The 18,301-nt window shown below is 39.8% G+C and carries 11 protein-coding genes and 3 pseudogenes; 9 read left to right on the forward strand and 5 right to left on the reverse strand.

Features of this window, described 5'->3' with window-relative positions; genetic code table 11:
• The first annotated feature begins 110 nt into the window (after positions 1–110).
• The gene (locus ACJJVZ_RS13265; RefSeq protein ID WP_405601125.1) at positions 111–710 is read left to right on the forward strand and encodes a Maf family protein; all 600 of its coding nucleotides are present in this window, start codon (positions 111–113) and stop codon (positions 708–710) included.
• Between the two features lie 209 nt (positions 711–919).
• On the opposite strand, the pseudogene ACJJVZ_RS13270 reads toward ACJJVZ_RS13265, so the two are convergent.
• The 4 genes and pseudogenes from ACJJVZ_RS13270 to rluC form a co-directional block, all read right to left on the reverse strand.
• Positions 920–1,282: pseudogene (locus tag ACJJVZ_RS13270) on the reverse strand (HAD family hydrolase).
• 38 nt (positions 1,283–1,320) lie between these two features.
• Positions 1,321–2,192: pseudogene (locus ACJJVZ_RS13275) on the reverse strand (IS982 family transposase).
• Positions 2,193–2,565: 373 nt separating this feature from the next.
• Positions 2,566–2,853 (reverse strand): annotated as a pseudogene (locus ACJJVZ_RS13280) (HAD hydrolase-like protein); the annotation flags it as partial.
• Entirely contained in the window at positions 2,850–3,809 is a 960-nt protein-coding gene (gene rluC / locus ACJJVZ_RS13285; RefSeq protein ID WP_405601127.1) for a 23S rRNA pseudouridine(955/2504/2580) synthase RluC, read from the reverse strand. The pseudogene ACJJVZ_RS13280 and the gene rluC, both read right to left, overlap by 4 nt.
• Positions 3,810–4,577: 768 nt before the next feature.
• Between rluC and rne the strand changes: the two genes are divergently transcribed.
• Positions 4,578–7,817, forward strand: a complete 3,240-nt coding sequence (gene rne, locus ACJJVZ_RS13290) for a ribonuclease E (RefSeq protein ID WP_405601128.1) — start codon at positions 4,578–4,580, stop codon at positions 7,815–7,817.
• 335 nt (positions 7,818–8,152) lie between these two features.
• On the opposite strand, the gene yejK is transcribed toward rne, so the two are convergent.
• The gene (yejK, locus tag ACJJVZ_RS13295) at positions 8,153–9,169 is read right to left on the reverse strand and encodes a nucleoid-associated protein YejK (RefSeq protein WP_405601130.1); all 1,017 of its coding nucleotides are present in this window, start codon (positions 9,167–9,169) and stop codon (positions 8,153–8,155) included.
• 62 nt (positions 9,170–9,231) lie between these two features.
• On the opposite strand from yejK, the gene ACJJVZ_RS13300 reads away from it, so the two are divergent.
• The 7 genes from ACJJVZ_RS13300 (at position 9,232) to ACJJVZ_RS13330 (ending at position 18,297) form a co-directional block, all read left to right on the forward strand.
• Complete coding sequence (locus ACJJVZ_RS13300) at positions 9,232–9,444, forward strand: DUF1414 domain-containing protein (RefSeq protein ID WP_007375276.1); 213 nt, start codon at positions 9,232–9,234, stop codon at positions 9,442–9,444.
• A gap of 5 nt (positions 9,445–9,449) precedes the next feature.
• On the forward strand, positions 9,450–10,943 hold the full coding sequence (locus tag ACJJVZ_RS13305; protein ID WP_405601134.1) for a DUF3413 domain-containing protein: 1,494 nt from the start codon (positions 9,450–9,452) through the stop codon (positions 10,941–10,943).
• Positions 10,944–11,043: 100 nt separating this feature from the next.
• Positions 11,044–11,529: a DUF4124 domain-containing protein gene (locus ACJJVZ_RS13310; protein WP_405601136.1), complete on the forward strand. Its 486-nt coding sequence runs from the start codon at positions 11,044–11,046 to the stop codon at positions 11,527–11,529.
• A 105-nt stretch (positions 11,530–11,634) separates the two neighbouring features.
• On the forward strand, positions 11,635–13,353 hold the full coding sequence (gene aceK, locus ACJJVZ_RS13315; RefSeq protein WP_077538274.1) for a bifunctional isocitrate dehydrogenase kinase/phosphatase: 1,719 nt from the start codon (positions 11,635–11,637) through the stop codon (positions 13,351–13,353).
• A 16-nt stretch (positions 13,354–13,369) separates the two neighbouring features.
• The gene (locus ACJJVZ_RS13320) at positions 13,370–14,308 is read left to right on the forward strand and encodes a LysR family transcriptional regulator (protein WP_138586400.1); all 939 of its coding nucleotides are present in this window, start codon (positions 13,370–13,372) and stop codon (positions 14,306–14,308) included.
• Positions 14,309–14,482: 174 nt separating this feature from the next.
• Positions 14,483–14,926: a PA2169 family four-helix-bundle protein gene (locus ACJJVZ_RS13325; protein ID WP_182701353.1), complete on the forward strand. Its 444-nt coding sequence runs from the start codon at positions 14,483–14,485 to the stop codon at positions 14,924–14,926.
• Positions 14,927–15,477: 551 nt separating this feature from the next.
• Positions 15,478–18,297 carry a TonB-dependent receptor gene (locus ACJJVZ_RS13330; RefSeq protein ID WP_405601139.1) on the forward strand — a complete coding sequence of 940 codons (2,820 nt, stop codon included), beginning with the start codon at positions 15,478–15,480 and terminating at the stop codon, positions 18,295–18,297.
• Positions 18,298–18,301: the final 4 nt, after the last annotated feature.

Below are 18,301 nucleotides of genomic sequence, written 5' to 3' on the forward strand. Positions count from 1 at the left end.
GTTAGTTTGTTAGTCAAAGTAAAAAACCATTTTTACTTGGTTTTTAACGTGTTTTACTCACGGATCTGATTTATCCTAACTCAATCTTATTTATCGCAGGAAAACAATCCGTGATGCACCCACTTATATTAGCGTCAAGCTCGCCTTTTAGGCAGTCTTTATTACAAAAATTTAATTTACCATTTGAAACATTTTCACCAGACGTTGACGAGTCAGCGCACAAAGGCGAAACTCCCACAGAACTAGTTAAACGTTTAAGTGAATTAAAAGCATCTGCTGCTAATAAATACTTTAACAAAGGCTTAGCTATTGGGTCAGACCAAGTCGCAGTGTTTAATAATCAAATTTTAGGTAAACCACACAATAAGCAAAATGCCATAAAACAACTAAATTTATTTAGCGGTCATACTATAACATTTTTAACAGGGCTTTGTGTTTACGATATTGTAACTGGCGCCAAAAAAACCTGTGTTGAACCTTTTGATGTTACATTTAAAACACTCAATGACGCACAAATTAGTGCTTATTGTGATGCAGAGCAGCCATATAACTGTGCTGGCAGCTTTAAAAGTGAAGGGTTGGGGATCTGTTTGTTTGAAAGGTTAAGCGGAGACGATCCTAACAGCCTAATCGGTTTACCATTAATTAAACTCAGCCAATTACTGGCTGAGTTTGGTGTTGATGTACTAACCGCTCAAAACAAGTTCTAGTTAACCTGAACTCTGGTTAAGATATTTACTAATATATTGAATCATAGTGATATTTAAATTTATTTTTCTCTAGCCAGAAATTTTCAGTGAAAACAAGGCGAGCTTACGCGTCAATAGCGGGCCTATTACAAATAAATTCAACGTAGTTAGCGCTGAAAATAGCAGCTTGAGATAGATTTATTATCCAGAGCTCAGGTTAGTTAAATAAATTAGCCAAGTAATACCTGTTGCAGCTGCAGATAGTTATCTACGGTTGCAATAGGGTCAAGCTCATTTAGCTACTGAGCGCTGTGTACGCCCATCGTTACACCAATTCTATCCATGCCAGCAGCTTTTGCCATTGTCATGTCTATTTGAGTGCCACCAATCATTACAGCATCTTGAGCGCTTAAGCCAAGCTCTTCAAGCAACTGATGCAGCATATCTGGAGAGGGCTTTGACTGTGCTTCATCGCTTGTTCGCGTTGCACTAAAAAATAGCGTAACTTGCTTTGGTGTTGCAACCGCTAAAACAATGCCCTGCTCTTTTAAAGCACTTAATACACTAGGGCGTGTTGACCTTTCGTGATTAATTTTGCAGCAGACTGTTTGGTATTTAACCTGAGATCTGCTTAAGCGATAACTAATGCATTAAGCTCTACGTCAGTTAAATTAAGGTGTGGCTTATTTTCTTTGAAGCAATAAGCTACCAATCCAGCCACTAAATTCAACATAAAGCGTTCATACTCCGATGTCTCGAATGTTCAATGAAGGATATATTCTTGAGTTGGTCATTAATTGTTTCGATTATAAAACGCTTTGAAAGCATCGCTCTATCCCATAATGACATCGCTTTTGCCTTCATATTTTTGCGAACCGTCGTAATGAGCTTTACCCCTTTATCGAGCAAATCCGCTTCTAAAGCCTTACTTAAATATCCTTTGTCACCGTATAATTTATCCGTCAGGCAGCTCGCTAATTCGCGGACTGGTTGAGTATCATGTACATTTCCTGTTGTCACTTTCGCAGCAACAATTTCACCATGATGATTAACGACTAAATGCAGCTTGAAGCCGTAAAACCATCCCATCGTTCCTTTACCTCGCTGGGCTATTCCATCAAAGGTCTTGTGTCTTGGAATACGAATGTTATGGCAGACCTTAATAGATGTAGAGTCAATGAATTCAACGCCTGTGGGTTTACCTTTAAGTGAAGTGAAATAAGCACACATTGGCACAATTACTCTCGGCATAACGGCTAGAAATCGTGTGTAACTGAGTAAGTTAGGAAATTCACTTTTGTACATAAGTGATACATAACCAAGGTAGTAGTTTTTGAAATCACGATGATGTGACATGTGAAAACTAATAACAATAGTCATAATTTCACTGGTCGTCATACGCCCTGCTCGCTGACGTTTTTGGGTGCCATCTTCGAGTAATTGTTTTTTCCATTGGGGTATAAATACTTTGCAAAAATCATCGACATCGCAAAAACAATTCAACTAATTTAATCATGCCTGTTCCTTGTTTATCCAATCGTTCTTGGTCGAAAGATCGGATCTCGGAACAGGCATTTAGTTCAATTTCTTAAACGAGATTCAGGTTATTTAGGCAAGGCAGAGCCTATGTCGTGTGGTTATTCCCCATAAATAGGCGATAACACAGCATAAATGCCAAACATGCGCTGCCCTTTGGATTCTTTCTAGGGACGATTAACTCTTTGTTGCTCGATTTTTACTTATTCTTACAGGAATGTAAGCCATTAGAGTAACGCAGGAGCAGTTACCGAGCCCACTCGATTACAAACCTCGCGCCGCGATTAAATCGCCCCTAGATTGAACAAATTTCAATCCACAAAGGTCAACACGCCCTAGCAACATCGTCAAATACAGGAGTAGGAGTGATATCCACACTGTATTGGTGTTTATCCCCTGTAATTAACGCTTCATGTTGTGCTGTATGCGCTGGAAATAAAACATCTATTGCTTTATCAAGCGACAGGCCAATAATGTTTTTGATTGCGTCATCACCTGGTGGTGTGATGCTAAGCAATTCGGCACTACTGCGGATACACTTCACTATTTTAGCGACCGAATCCATAATAGTGCCGTCCCAATCAAAAATAACAAGCTTATATTTTTTAACGGGAGTTATCGCAATCACAGTTTTGCATCTCGTAATTTGAGTAATGTATTTTTAAGCGTTTTGTCTAGTGGTGCCTCAATACGCATGGTTGTTTCATTTTTAGGGTGATAAAAACTTAAATCATGGGCGTGTAAAAACAATCGATTTAAACCGACTTTACGCATAGATTCATCAAACCCCTGGTCGCCATACTTATCATCGCACGCTATTGGGTGACCTTTACATTGCGTATGCACACGAATTTGGTGCGTGCGCCCTGTAACCGGTGATGCTTGTACCAATGAGCAATCGTTAAAACGTTCAAGTACTTTAAAGCGAGTATGTGAAGGCTTACCTTCAGTGTTATCTACACGTACTACGCGCTCACCCGATTTAAGTGTATTTTTACGCAGCCCTTCGGTTACATTCTTCGTTTTAGAGTCCCACTGCCCTTCTACAAGCGCCCAATAGTTTTTTTCCATAGTTTTTTCACGAAGTTGCTCATGCAATGCAGTTAACACTGAACGACGCTTAGCTATCAGTAAACAACCCGATGTATCACGGTCAAGCCTATGAACTAGCTCAAGGCTACGCTCCTCTGGGCGAAGTGCGCGCAAAGCTTCTATTAAGCCATAACTTAAACCACTGCCGCCATGGACGGCCATTCCGGATGGTTTATTAATGACAATAAGGTATTTATCCTCAAATAATATATCGTTTTCTAAGCGCGTTACTTTATCGAGTTTTGAAGGTACAAATTCTTCGCGTTCAGCCACTCTAATCGGCGCAATACGCAGTACATCACCCAGTTGCAGCTTATACACAGGCTTAATGCGTTTTTTATTAACTCGCACCTCGCCTTTACGCAATAGTTTATAAATAGCGCTTTTAGGCACCCCTTTTAAATGGGTAATAAGAAAGTTATCAATTCGTTGACCTAAATGGTCCTCATTGATTGTGACATAAGTTACTTGTAAGTCGTTTTTTTCTGACATTGCCTAATCACTAATTTAAGTAAAATAATTTAGTTGCTAACACTGTAATAATAGTGGGATAATCAGCAGCGCAAATATTTAGTATTTGCAAATAACAACGGTGCTTTTTAACACATTAAAACATTCGTGATGCACATTCTGGGTAGCCGATCATACAGATCCGAGTTAAGTTTTCCAAAGCTTTTATACATACCTAGTAAACACGTGCGATCAATTAACAGCAATGCGCGTAATATATTGCTGGTTAAGTTTGAACATGAAGCGACTTTTAACGTGATAGAAAAAGCAATGAACAGATAATTTGTCTGATAGTGACGACGTAATAACACGTCGTTCAGCATTTGCTCAATTATTGTAGTGCCGTATAGCAGCTTATTTAGAACTAAAAAAATCTAATAAATAAGCGTTCATTAACATTGGCAGTGACTTTGCTTATAAAATAACGATTAACACTACATCAAATGTGTATTGTTAAACTATTTAATGAGCCCAACACGCCTAATATGAATGATATTTAGTAAGATTAATATGACAGGCCGACTTCTGGGTAAAATGTAAAGCAGCTGAAAAGCCGACATTTTTACACCATTAAGAATTTAATAGCGTGACTACGCACTATTGTTTGCCACCATTAAAATACTGCATACGAAAATACAGAGCCGTTCCGTTAAAGACCCAGTCGTGAGGCTGCATATTCTAAAAACCGGAACAACTGAACAGGCGAGAAAACATCGTCATGTCAGCGACATAAACTAGTAGAGTAATAATATGAAACGTATGCTAATCAATGCAACGCAGCAAGAAGAAATGCGTGTAGCACTGGTTGACGGCCAGCGCCTATATGATTTAGATATAGAGAGCCCAGGTCACGAACAGAAAAAAGCGAATATTTACAAAGGTAAAATTACTCGCATTGAACCATCTCTTGAAGCCGCATTTGTTGATTACGGTGCTGATCGTCATGGTTTCCTTCCTCTAAAAGAAATTGCCCGTACTTATTTTCCTGCAGGTTACACTTTCCATGGTCGCCCGAATATTCGTGACGTGATCAAAGAAGGTCAAGAAGTAATAGTACAAGTAGATAAAGAAGAGCGTGGCCAAAAAGGCGCTGCGTTAACAACCTTTATCAGTGTTGCCGGTAGCTATTTAGTACTTATGCCAAACAACCCTCGTGCTGGCGGTATTTCACGTCGTATTGAAGGGGATGAACGTACTGAGCTTAAAGAAGCGCTTAATCGTTTAGAACTCCCTAAAGGAATGGGCTTAATTGTTCGTACCGCTGGTGTTGGTAAATCATTTGAAGAACTAAATTACGATTTGAAAGCACTATTAGTCCACTGGGAAGCAATTAGACTTGCTGCTGAAAGTGCTAAAGCGCCGTTTTTGATCCATCAAGAAAGTAACGTTATATTCCGTGCAATTCGCGATTATCTACGCCGTGACATTGGTGAGATTTTAATTGATAAACCACGTGTTTTTGAAGAAGCGCAAGCGCACATTGAACGTTTCCGCCCTGATTTCATGAGCCGCGTTAAGCTTTATCAAGGTGACACACCATTATTCACCCATTACCAGATTGAAAGCCAAATAGAATCTGCGTTTCAACGTGAAGTACGCTTACCATCAGGTGGTTCAATTGTAATTGACCCTACCGAAGCGCTAACGTCTATCGATATTAACTCGTCTAAAGCAACAAAAGGCGGCGATATCGAAGAAACAGCTCTTAACACTAACTTAGAAGCTGCTGACGAAATTGCGCGCCAATTACGTCTGCGTGATTTAGGTGGTTTAATTGTTATCGACTTTATTGATATGACGCCACCACGCCATCAGCGTGAAGTAGAAAATCGTTTAAAAGATGCTGTTCGCCCAGATCGTGCTCGCGTTCAAATTGGTAAAATATCTCGCTTTGGTTTACTTGAAATGTCGCGTCAACGCTTACGCCCTTCATTGGGTGAAGCGAGTCAAGGACCATGCCCTCGTTGTAGTGGTCAAGGAACGATTCGTTCTAACGAGTCAATCGCACTATCTATCCTTCGTTTAATTGAAGAAGAAGCGATTAAAGACAATACCACACAAGTAAATGCACAAGTGCCTGTTGCTGTTGCCGCTTATTTATTAAATGAGCAACGCCGTAGCGTTCACCGCATCGAAAAGCAACATAACTGTGACGTAGTGATTATTCCTAATCAACATATGGAAACACCACACTACGAAGTAATGCGTTTACGCAAAGACGAAACGATTGAAACTGTTAGCTATGGACAGGTTGTTGCTCCAGAAGCTGAAACGTTTGAAATGTCGAGAACACCCGTTGCAGCTGTGCGTGAAGAACCAATGTTAAAAGGCGTTGTTATGCCTTCTACACCAGCGCCTCAAGCAGCACCGGCCGCAATAGCGACTCCAGCTGCCGCTAGTTCAAAAGCTCAAGGTGGGTTATTAGACACTATCGCGAAATGGTTTAAATCACTCTTTGCTAGCGAAAGCGAAGAAGAGAAGAAAGAAGCCGCTGAAAAGTTACAGCAAGAAGAAGCGCGTAACAATAAGAACCGTGGTAATGATAATCGTCGTCGTAATAACAACCAACGTCGTCGTAATAATAACCCGCGTTCAAAGCCTCGTGCAGAACGTGCAACGAATGAAGAAGACGTTAAAACAGACTCTGTAGCTGTAACTAACGAGAATCAGGAAAAAAGCGAAAATCGCAATAAGCGTCGTCGCAACCCTAATTCACGCAAACGACCAGAACGCAAAACTGAAAATAAAGACCAAGTAAAAACTGATGCTCCAGCAAAAATTACGGAGAAAGTTGAAGCAGAATCTAAGTCAGCGCCAGCGCAAGAAACTAAGGAACAAAAACCTAAAGTTCGTCGTCAACGTCGTAATTTACGTAAGAAAGTACGCTTAGAAGACGAAAATGCTGAGCAAGTGCAGTCAACTGTTCAAGCTCCTGAGCAAGTACTAGAGAAAGAAGAAAAAACACAAGTTCAACCGCAAGCACCTGCTGTAGAAAAGCAACAACAGGCACCAGCTGAAAAAGCGGCGCACATTAAAGAAGAAATAGTAGATATTGAATCTAACGATGACACTGTATCTACTGACGAAGAACAAGAGCCAACACGTACGCGTTCGCGCCGCTCTCCTCGTCACCTTCGTGCATCAGGTCAGCGCCGCCGTCGTCCTGAAGGTGAAAACTCTGAAAATAAATCAGACGAAGCGCCTGCATTTGTGCCAGTAGCAGATCAAGCTGCAGCCGAATATGAAGCTGAACTTAGAGCAAAAGCGCAAGAAACAGCGGTTGATGCTTCTGAAAAAGTTGAACAAGCCGTTGCTGTAGAAGACTTAGCTAAAGTGGAAACACCAGTAGCAACTGAAGAGCAAGCTAAAGTTGAAACACCAGTAGCAACTGAGCAGCCAGCTAAAGCTGAAACACCAGTAGAAACTGAACAGCCAGCTAAAGTTGAAACACCAGTAGCAACTGAAGAGCCAGCTAAAGTTGAAACGCCAGTAGTGACTGAAGAGCCAGCTAAAGTTGAAACGCCAGTAGTAACTGAACAGCCAGCTAAAGTTGAAACACCAGTAGCAACTGAACAGCCAGCTAAAGTTGAAGCACCTGTAGTAACTGAACAGCCAGCTAAAGTTGAAACGCCAGTAGCCACTGAAGAGCCAGTGAAAGTTGAAGCTCCTGTAGTAACTGAGCAGCCAACGAAAGTTGAAGTGCCTTTAGTAACTGAGCAGCCAGCTAAAGTTGAAACGCCTGTAGTAACTGAGCAGCCTACTAAAGCTGAGAAATCAGCAGCGCATGTTAAAACAATTGTTACTCAAGGGTCAGCAAGTGCGCCAATGGCACAGCCAACTCCAGTGACTGATAGCGAAGTAAAGCATGTATCTGTTGCTATGGCTCATGACAAACGTGAACTAGTGCCTGATAGTGGGTTACGTGCAGGTTCCATCAAACCTGCTGGTCGTGCAAGCGCTGCAATGACTAAAACAATGAGTGTTGATTAGTAATTAGTACTCATTAAAAAGCCCCGCTATTTAATAAATAGCGGGGCTTTTTTGTTTAAATACCTAAAAGTTTCACTTACCAAAACATTAAACACATAAAAGCAATGCTTTTCGCGCAAGCAAGCTTTACGCCTACAGCCACAATTTAACACCCTGCATAATCCCAACTTATAAACACACACTTGTAGACGCGCAGCTTGTTGGCGTGACGGGCAACGCCCGTAATCACTAATAATACCAACCAGCATAAAATGATAAACCATAAGAAGTACAGCGTATAAAAAACGCGATATAAATATCGCATTCTTAAATCAACTTTCTGTTAAATCAAAAAATTATTCGCTTTCACTTTCCATAAAACGTTGAAGCTGATCTTTTAAATTTGGCGGAATACCTTTAATAACTAGTGTATCGGTTGCTTCGTTGTACGTTACGCGCTCACCTAAGTGTTTACGCTCAAAACTTACACTTACTCCTCCACCAAGCCCTGAAAATTTAACCATACTAGTTACGGTTTTTTTATCCACAGGGAAAGTTTCTTCCAAGTCGTAACTTTGTTCTTTGCAAAAGCTATCAAACGGGCTGTCATCGCCTTTTGTAAGCGTTGCAGAAAGCTCACTTACGCTGGCATCTTCACCAGTAGTTACGCAGTCGTTACAGTAATCAAATACTTGTTTACGTAAGTCGTCTTTTTCTGATTTATCAAATTGTTGCTCAGATAAATAATCTTCGACTGCGCTAAGCATTACTTGGCTTTGCTGTTTTGAATCAATCCCCTCTTCACAGCCTAAAAAGTCTAAGAAAAAGTCAGCAACTTTACGACCCGCACGCCCTTTAATAAACGAAATATAACGATTATCTTCTGCCTGTGTATCCCACGCTGTTAAATCGATACGCGCTGCAAGTTGCATACGAGATATATCTAAATGACGAGAAGCCGCTAAATCGAGCTCTGAAGTCATTGAGTAGTGCTCTTTAATGTTAATCATCGCAATTAACATGTAATCGGTAGCGACATACTGATAATGACAAAATACTAAATAGCCTGTTTCGCTAAATGCATACTTATCAAGTTCTTCTTTTAAAACTGTTGAGGCTTGCTCTGTCATGTGCCAAAAGCCAAGCTCGTCATTGCGGTAACTTTGCATTGCTGACGCAACAACACTGTTTTTATCGCCACTAAACGCACAGTAGCCTTTACCAGGCTTGCCGTTGTATGCATGATGCAATTGCTCAATAAACACGGCCACTTTGTCATTAATGATCATTTCATCATTTCGAAGGTGAATTTGCGTATCATCGTCTTTTTTGTCTACATAATGAACGACTAATTTTTTAACGTCTGTTGTCATCTTTGTTTTTCACGCCTCTAGTGTTAAAATACGGGAATATAACTATTTTATTGAACCAACTGATGCCAATCTTATCAAAATACTCTAACGAAGAAGTAGAACAAATCGTCGATCAGCTTATTGATGTGCTAACTAAGCACAATGCGCCGGTTGATTTAAGTCTAATGTGTTTAGGAAATTCTATCACGCATATCCTAAAAGAGCATGTACCAACAGGGAAAAGACAAGCCGTCACTGAGAACTTTGCAAAAGCTCTTTCACAGTCGGTTAAATAGACTCTATGAATTTATCGCAGCACAATCAGTTTTCATCAAAAGCGAGTCAGTTGTTAAGCTGGGGGCATTGGTTTACCTTTGCCAATATCGGTTTAGCGCTCTTAATTAGTTTAAGCTATTTATTTGCAGACTCGCCGCCAACAAGCTTTATGGGCATCACTTATATGCTAGTGACATGGTTAAGCCACACTAGTTTTATTGCCTTTATAGCGTTTGTGCTGACGGTATTCCCGCTTAGTTTAGTTTTCCCCTACCCCAGACATATTCGCGGCATGGCTGCTGTCATTGCTACGTGTGCGGCTTCGTTACTGACGCTTGATGCTTATGTATATTTTAATTTAGGGTATCACTTAAGCACATCGGCCTTACCAGAAATTTTATCGCTTTTATGGCACCGCTTAACTAGCTCTCCGGCGTTAACAACAATACTTGCAAGCGCTGTTGTTCTGCTCATCTTAGGATTTCAATTAATTGTCAGTAACTTTACGTGGCAACGTTTAGAACAACTAAAACAATTGAAATTTGCTCGATATGCAATCTCATTTTTAATTATGTGTTTTGCACTTAGCCATAGTATTCATATTTGGGCCGATGCAAATTTAAAATTTGATATTACTAAGCAAGATAACGTCCTACCACTTTCGTATCCTACGACAGCTAAAAGCTTATTGGCTAAAAACGATTTGCTTGATCTAGAGAGCTACAACCAAGCGCATAACGTTAAAATTAATAACCAAAATATTAATTACCAAATACCGACACCTTTGGCAAAGTGTGACGATTATGCACAAAAGAATATTGATATATTTGTTTTTGAAACAGATAAACAACTTGCAGATTTTATTGCAAATAAAACAGTGTATAAAACAAAGCAATTTTTGCAGCCAACAGATCATGACGATATGCTATTTAGCTTAGTATATGGTTTGCCCGCTTTTTATAAAATGGCAATTTTAAAAGATAAAACGCTACCTGCTTGGCAAAGTCAGCGTCGTAGTATAGAAATAAAAGGAATAGACGAGCTAAGCTTTATTAACGATCAAGCCCACACTAATAGCGTTATTAGAGTTATTAAAGGGTCTGACACGCTGATCTCTCATGATGAAACTAGCCAGTTTTTCGCCTTCAGCTTAGCAAGTGATAGCCAAGAAGTTGTGACGACTTCTGTTTTATATAGCTCTGATAAGCGAATTTCAAAAGTAGATGGACTAATTCAGCCAAGCGATTTAATGGCAACAAGTGTGGGTCAGTATCTAAATTGCAAAGCTATTGCAAAACAAACTATGCTGGGTGTTAATTTATACAAGAAAAAAGATGACATGGGCGTAAATTACTCCCAAGGCGTGGTGATAGCTTATAAGAAAGATAGAATTACACTTATTGATTCAGATGGAAACTTTAAAAATATCTCTGCCGCTGAGGGATTTTCTATAGAGCAAGGGTTAGATATTCCATTTTTAGTTCAAAGCATTAAAAAGTTAAAAACATTTACGCAGTAATTGCCGCGCATAACCTAGCTTGCTAAACCGCCGTGCTAGGTTATAGTTTTACTTTCACGCGCACTATTAGCAAAGTAAAACAAATCCAAGGAGGGCAGTTATGTGTAAACATTCTCGTTACTTTTTATATGTATTTTGCTTCTCAATTAGTCTATGCAGTAACGCCACAACCTACTACAAATGTGTCACAGCAAAAGGGACTATATTTTCTCAATTCCCTTGTGATGATCAAGCAACTACGTACAAAGTAAATACCACCAACGTACTCCAAACAGCTCCTAAAACAGATTACAGCAAACAGTTAAACGATATTGAGCGTGAAAGAATACTAAGCATGTTACAAGCTCAGCTTCGAAGTAATAACCATAAATTAGCTATACTCGACCGTGAAAAACAGCGCGACGAATATAAACAACAGCAACGGCTCAGTCATATTCTAAGTGATGATGACAAAAAGCGTATTGCTAAAGATATTACTAAACAGATCAAGTTAATAAATAAAACACATAAAAAAGAAGCCTCTGTTATTTCTAAAAAAATTAAAAAGCTCGAAAAAGAAATAACCCTATACCAGCAAACAAAATAGAACTCGCATAAAGGCGTAAGGCGTAATTTAGCTTGGTTTTAAATCCAAAATAACATACCCTTAACACAATAGAGTATAAACTCTAACATGTATTAAGGAGTGCTTATGCAGCCACGTAATATTGCTGAATTAATTTTAACCGGCTTTAAAAAGCACTATAAACTATTTCAAAAAATCACTGCTAAAGCCCCGCTCGCTTTCGCTAATAAAAACTGGCAAGCAATTAATGATATTAGCCGCCTGCGGATTAGTTATTATGATGATCGTGTTAACGAAACCACCCAGTCTTTAAAAAAAGCCCATCCTACAGATACCCTCGACGAAGTTTTTTGGCTTGAAGTAAAAAAAGTATATCAACACTTTTTATGCTTTCACCCTCAAGCCGAGCTTGCTGAAACATTTTATAATTCAGTATTTTGTCGTTTGTATCACAGGCGCTACTTTCACAACGACTTTATATTTGTACAGGCGACATTAAAAGATGCGCCATCGGTACCGGTAGAGTCTGAGTACCGGAGTTATTTCCCGGTAGTTGATGGCTTAAAACCAACAATTAAGCGCATTATTAACCATTTTGATTTTAAAGCCCCGTTTGTCGATTTAGAGCGTGATATTCGCCTGCTTGTTAAGGCATTTTATAAACAAGCGCCCGACACACATCATCAGCCATGGCAAATGCGTTTTGATATACTCCATACTGCATTTTATCGTAACAAAGCCGCGTATATCGTTGGCCGAGTAGTTTCTCAAAGCGGTGTGCAGCCATTTATTATTGCAGTCCTTCACCATGAAGATAAAGGTCTATATTTAGACGCCCTACTCACTAAATCATCACAAATGCGTGTTATTTTTGGCTTTGCGCGTGCTTATTTTATGGTAGAAACGCATGCCCCTTCGGCGCTAGTTCGGTTTTTAAATCAATTAATGCCCAATAAAACTATTGCTGAGCTTTACAATGCTATTGGTTTTCATAAACAAGGTAAAACAGAGTTTTATCGTGAGTTTTTAAATCACTTAACGCACTCGAATGACGAGTTTACCATAGCACCTGGCACCCCAGGTATGGTGATGATGGTATTTACACTGCCCTCATTTGGTTACGTATTTAAAGTAATAAAAGATAAATTTGGTGAAAGTAAGCCATTTGGCCGCGACACTGTTTTAAAACGCTACCAACTAGTAAAAAGCCATGACCGTGTAGGCCGTATGGCCGATACCATAGAGTATTCCAATGTTGTATTTCCTTTGTCGCGTTTTGATAGTAACTTGCTTGAGCAGTTACATAAAACAATTGGCTCATCTATGGTTATTGAAGGAGACTGGTTGATAATAAAACACCTTTACATTGAACGGCGTATGACACCTCTGAACCTGTTTTTAGAAAATGCAGATGACGAAAGCGCAGCAGATGCCATTGAAGAATACGGCCAAGCACTCAAAGAAATGATTGCCGTTAATATATTTCCAGGTGATATGCTCTTAAAAAACTTTGGGGTAAGTAAACACAAGCGCATTATTTTCTATGATTACGACGAAGTACAATATTTAACAGACATGAACTTTAGAGAACTACCGAAACCAAAAAGTTACGACGACTATTTAACCGACGAACAGAGCTACTCGGTCGCACCCCAAGATGTTTTTCCTGAGCAGTTATGTACCTTTGTTACACCTAACCCGACTTACAAACAGTTTTTGATAAGCACGCACCCTGAATTGCTTGATGTTAGTTTTTGGAAGCAAGCACAGCAGAATGTAAAGGATGGGCAAGTGAGCCACATTTATCCATATCCGACAGCACAGCGTTTTATCCACCACTGGTAAACGCAAGGACAGATACATGAATATAAGTAAAATAGATTTAAATTTACTCGTTTACCTCGACACACTACTGCGAGAATGTAACGTAACACGCGCTGCAAACCAATTAAGTATCACACAACCGGCGATGAGTAACGGCCTGAAACGATTGCGTAACCTATTCAACGATCCGATTTTAGTGCGTACCAGCGATGGTATGGTCCCTACAGAGCGCGCATTAGAGCTGCAACCTGTGATACGCGGCATCTTAATGACGCTTGAAGAGACTCTCGCCCCTAATAGAGAGTTTGAAGCAAGCCAGAGTAAGCGTGTATTTAGAATAATGGCCAGCGATTACGCTGCCAGCACCCTTGCCCCTAAGCTGCTAAGTAAATTGCACGAAGAAGCGCCTGATACAACCTTAGACATACTCACGCCAAGTGATGTTACCTTTCATGACGTTGAAAATGGTAAAGTAGATATGGCAATCAACCGCTTTGAAAATCTACCGCAATCGTTTCATCACAAACGTATTTGGAAAGATAGCTTTTGCTGCTTAGTAAAAGCCGATAATCCAATAATTGAAAACTTCAGTCTTGATAGCTATTTAAAAGCACGTCATATATGGGTGAGTAAAACTGGTTTTGGCGTCGGTGTGGGTATGGATCCAAAAGACGTACAAAAATTAGGTTGGGTTGACGAAGCACTCGCACACTTTGGTAAGCACCGTAATATTGCTACGTTTACACGTAATTACCATGTAGCAATTCATTTAGCAAAAGAGAAAAACCTGATTGCGACTCTACCATCTAAAGCCGCAAATATTTACCTAGACGATGCTGGTCTTAAAATTTTAGAACCTCCTTTTCCTATTCCGCCCTTTGAGCTTGACATGATCTGGAGCCCACTTTTACACAGAGATGCTAGCCATATTTGGCTACGTCAAAAAGTAGCCGAGGTGGCAGAAGAGCTAAAATAACTTTATTACACGATCCCTTGTAAAAATTGCTAGGCTAATTTAAAAAACAATTAGCCTTTTTACTAAAAAATAAAAATAAACATTTAAAATCATTAAGTTAAAAAACAAACTTTATGGAACGGCCTTTGCTTCAGTTAAATAGAAGTTTACATTCATTTAATTAAAGAGGTCATTATGAACACCCATCAAGGAACAGAAGTAAATCATATTACAGACATCATCCAAGTAATGAACAGTGGCATCGACTTTTATGCAAAGGCTCAAGAAAAAATTGAAGACCCAGCAATTGGTGCACTTTTTCAGCGTATGATTGACGCACGAAAAGTAAGCGTTGAACGCCTGCAACCTTATGCTATTAACGAAAAAGGTGAGCGTGAGGATGGTTCTTCATTTGCTATTGAGGCACGCCGTGCTTATACCGCGTTACTCACTACATTTAGCTCAAACAACGACAGCACATATGTAAAAGAGCTTGAGGAGGTTGAAGACAAAACACTCGCAGAAATTAAATCAGCAATGGATAAACCACAACCTGCTGATTGTGAAGCGGCACTAGCTAAAACCTTGCTAACAATGCAAAGCTGTCATGCAGAAATGAGCCGCATGCAAAAAAATTAGTCATTGCTAAAATATAATTAAACCTAGGGCGTGTTGACCTTTCGTGATTAATTTTGCAGCAGACTGTTTGGTATTTAGGCAAGGCAGCGCCTATGTAGTGTGGTTATTCCCCATAAATAGGCGATAACGCAGCACAAATGCCAAACATGCGCTGCCCTTTGGGTTCTTTCTAGGGACGATTAACTCTTTGTTGCTCGGTTTTTACTTAGCCCACTAGGTTACAAACCTCGCGCCGCGATTTAATCGCCCCTAGATTGAACAAATTTCAATCCACAAAGATCAACACGCCCTAGTACGATTGGGTTTAATTATTCAATCTAAGCCTAACGTTAGATAAATTTATTATCTAACATTCAGATTATTTATCCTCGGTGGTAAAACATCAACTGTTTTGCCACTTTCCCGCCAATTTTCATCTTACTTAATAGCCTTAAAATATTTTTTTTTCATTTTTTTTGATTTAAATTTTTTTCGTCACATCTTTGTAAAAATAGCGTTCTATTATTAACCTCACCAATCTGGACTAGACCAGAAAACATGAGGTTCATTTAATGATAAAACGACACGCAATAGCAACGGCAGTATTACTGTGTACCAGCCCGTTATTCATCACTTGTAATGCCATAGCTCAAAACGCAACATTTGTAGGTACAGTAAAAGATAACAAAACACATTTATCAGGTGCGTTAATTAGCATTGTAGGCACTGATAAAAGTACGGTTACCAACTATCAAGGCCAATTTGAACTACCTAAGCTTGATGCGGGTAGTTATCAATTAAAAGTATCTTACTTAGGGTATCAACCTTATTTAATTGATATAAATATCGCAGAAGATGAGGTAAAAAAACTAAAACCAATCACCCTCTTCGCAGTAACAAACGACAATGCTATTGAAGAAATTATTGCCGTAGGACACATTCAACGTGGTGAAATGGCCGCTGCAAATAACCAAAAAAATGCTAAAAGCATTAAAAATATAATCTCTGCAGATGGGATTGGTAAACTCCCCGACCGAAATGCTGCCGAAGCTGTGCAACGTATCCCTGGTGTATCAATTGAGCGAGATCAAGGCGAAGGTCGCTTTGTTGCCGTTCGCGGTTTACCAGCACAGTGGAGCTCCGCAAGTATAAATGGCGATCGTTTACCTACCGCCGAGGAAGAAACCACCAGCCGCGCCACTGCATTTGACTTTTTCCCCAGCGAACTGATTGAATTTGTTGAGGTATCTAAAGCACTTACACCTGATATTGAAGGCGATGCGATTGGCGGCAACGTAAACTTTGTAACCAAAAAAGCACCCGATGATTTTGTATTTAATACCAATCTTGCTATTGGCCAAAATGAATTAGCTGATGGTACAAATTACTCCGCTAATGTGCTTTACGGAGACAGACTCCTTGATGACAAGTTAGGGTTCTTAATTAATGCGACCGCTTGGCAACGAGATTGGGCTACTGATAACTATGAACCTCGTCGTGGTAATGACGGCTTAGGTATTTATCGATTAGAGCTACGTGATTACACGGGTACACGCGAAACCTATGGCCTCAATGGTGCTATTGAATATCAGTTAGAGCAAGGAACTTTAAGTGCTACAGCTATGTATGGCACACTAATAGATGATGAAACGCATTATAAACACCGCATGCGTTTTGATAAAAACCGCGCAGAAGTACAACATATTCGAAATGAATTAATTACTGAAATGACCGGTTTCGAGGTTGCCGGTGAGCACTACTTCGGTTACGACAAAACCCTCTCATGGAAACTCTCTAGTTACGAAAACGAGTTTCGTTATGGTGATACACCTAATACCGATGACAACAGCTATTTTGTCGTGCGATTTGATCAAAAAGATGTCGGCTATCAAGGGCTAGAAGACCGTGGAACGGGTAAAAATTATGCCTATAACACGGTTGATAACGGCAGCGATCCTTGGAATGCAATCAGTAATCACTTACCCAATGGGTTTTCATTCGATCCCAGTAAAGCAAAGCTCTCTTGGGTAGAGCTTTATAAAGTATTCGTTAACGAAAAAGATAAAATTGTCGCCAGCACAGATTTTGAATGGCAACTAGACAGCGATTTAATATTAAAAGTAGGTGCTAAATATCGTGATAAAGAACGCGTAGCGCGTTTTAGTGATGAGTTTTACGCATGGGATGAAGCTCAGTATGGCGTAGCACCTACGTTAAGTGACTTTAGTTTGTCAGACCAACCAGGCAGAAATGACTACTTAAATGAGCTAAATGTTGACTATCAAAGTCAATTTTCGCAGGTTGCCGCAACTGATGCTTTGGCACAATTTTGGAATAAAAATAAAGAAAAATTTGTACTCGATAAGAGTGAGTCTGCTTTAATCGAAAATGGCGGTGCACTTGGTCGTAATTTTGATGTGAGTGAACAGCACGCATCGTTATACGCAATGGCAACTTATACCTTTAATAGCCAGTGGGAAATGTTAGGTGGATTACGGTTAACACAAACCGATACGAAAGTTGACGGTTACCTGTATTTAGCTGACGAGGATAGAGTCATCCCTAGCAGCGCAAGTAACGATTATCTCTCTGTGTTACCAGCATTGCACCTTACCTATCATTTTGATGAGCAAACAAACTATCGCTTAGCGTTAACTCGCTCATTTTCTCGTCCTGATTTTGGCTCCCTTACCCCTGGCGCAACTTATTTAGAAGCTGAAAACGAACTTGTTACTGGTAATCCAGAACTTGATCCTACTTATTCAAATAATCTCGACTTTATGGCTGAGTACTTTTTTGAAAGAGTCGGTTTAATCTCTGCAGGGGTGTTCTACAAAGATATTAGCGACCCTATTTTTCAAAGTAGTTCAATGGGTAAGTTTGGCAACAAAAGTAGCGTCAATATTATTCGCCCAGAAAATGGGGATAGTGCATGGCTTGCTGGAGTTGAAATGGCTTTTAATCGTGACTTAGCCTTTATTAATCCTGCTTTGGAAAGTGTGGGCGTTATGGTCAATGCTACATTTATGGATTCACAAATGAGCATCCCAGGCAGAGCCGACAAGGTCGCGATTTCACGCCAAGCCGATAACTTATATAACTTTACCTTGTACTACGATGATTCATTTTTTGCCGCGCGTATTGCGCTTAACTATAAAGGCGAATATATCGAAGAGCATGGCAGCAACTCACAGTCTGATAGCTATTATGGCGATAACACCAGTGTTGATTTTACTACGTCATATCAGCTTAACGATAATGCATTAGTCTATTTAGAGTTAAACAATCTAACTAACGAGCCACTTAAATATTACTTAGGCGATGAGAGTCGCCCTTTGCAAGTCGAATATTACGGTGTGCGTGGCATGATTGGCATTAATTACCAATTCTGATCAC

Source organism: Pseudoalteromonas sp. Ld19 (assembly GCF_045064135.1).
In the GTDB taxonomy this organism is placed as follows: domain Bacteria; phylum Pseudomonadota; class Gammaproteobacteria; order Enterobacterales; family Alteromonadaceae; genus Pseudoalteromonas; species Pseudoalteromonas aliena.

What these genes read in the sequence shown, in the direction of transcription:
- rluC (WP_405601127.1), bottom strand. Translation starts at nt 3,809, where the DNA reads ATGTCAGAAAAAAACGACTTACAAGTAACTTATGTCACAATCAATGAG.
- rne (WP_405601128.1), top strand. Translation starts at nt 4,578, where the DNA reads ATGAAACGTATGCTAATCAATGCAACGCAGCAAGAAGAAATGCGTGTA.
- yejK (WP_405601130.1), bottom strand. Translation starts at nt 9,169, where the DNA reads ATGACAACAGACGTTAAAAAATTAGTCGTTCATTATGTAGACAAAAAA.
- ACJJVZ_RS13300 (WP_007375276.1), top strand. Translation starts at nt 9,232, where the DNA reads ATGCCAATCTTATCAAAATACTCTAACGAAGAAGTAGAACAAATCGTC.
- ACJJVZ_RS13305 (WP_405601134.1), top strand. Translation starts at nt 9,450, where the DNA reads ATGAATTTATCGCAGCACAATCAGTTTTCATCAAAAGCGAGTCAGTTG.
- ACJJVZ_RS13310 (WP_405601136.1), top strand. Translation starts at nt 11,044, where the DNA reads ATGTGTAAACATTCTCGTTACTTTTTATATGTATTTTGCTTCTCAATT.
- aceK (WP_077538274.1), top strand. Translation starts at nt 11,635, where the DNA reads ATGCAGCCACGTAATATTGCTGAATTAATTTTAACCGGCTTTAAAAAG.
- ACJJVZ_RS13320 (WP_138586400.1), top strand. Translation starts at nt 13,370, where the DNA reads ATGAATATAAGTAAAATAGATTTAAATTTACTCGTTTACCTCGACACA.
- ACJJVZ_RS13325 (WP_182701353.1), top strand. Translation starts at nt 14,483, where the DNA reads ATGAACACCCATCAAGGAACAGAAGTAAATCATATTACAGACATCATC.
- ACJJVZ_RS13330 (WP_405601139.1), top strand. Translation starts at nt 15,478, where the DNA reads ATGATAAAACGACACGCAATAGCAACGGCAGTATTACTGTGTACCAGC.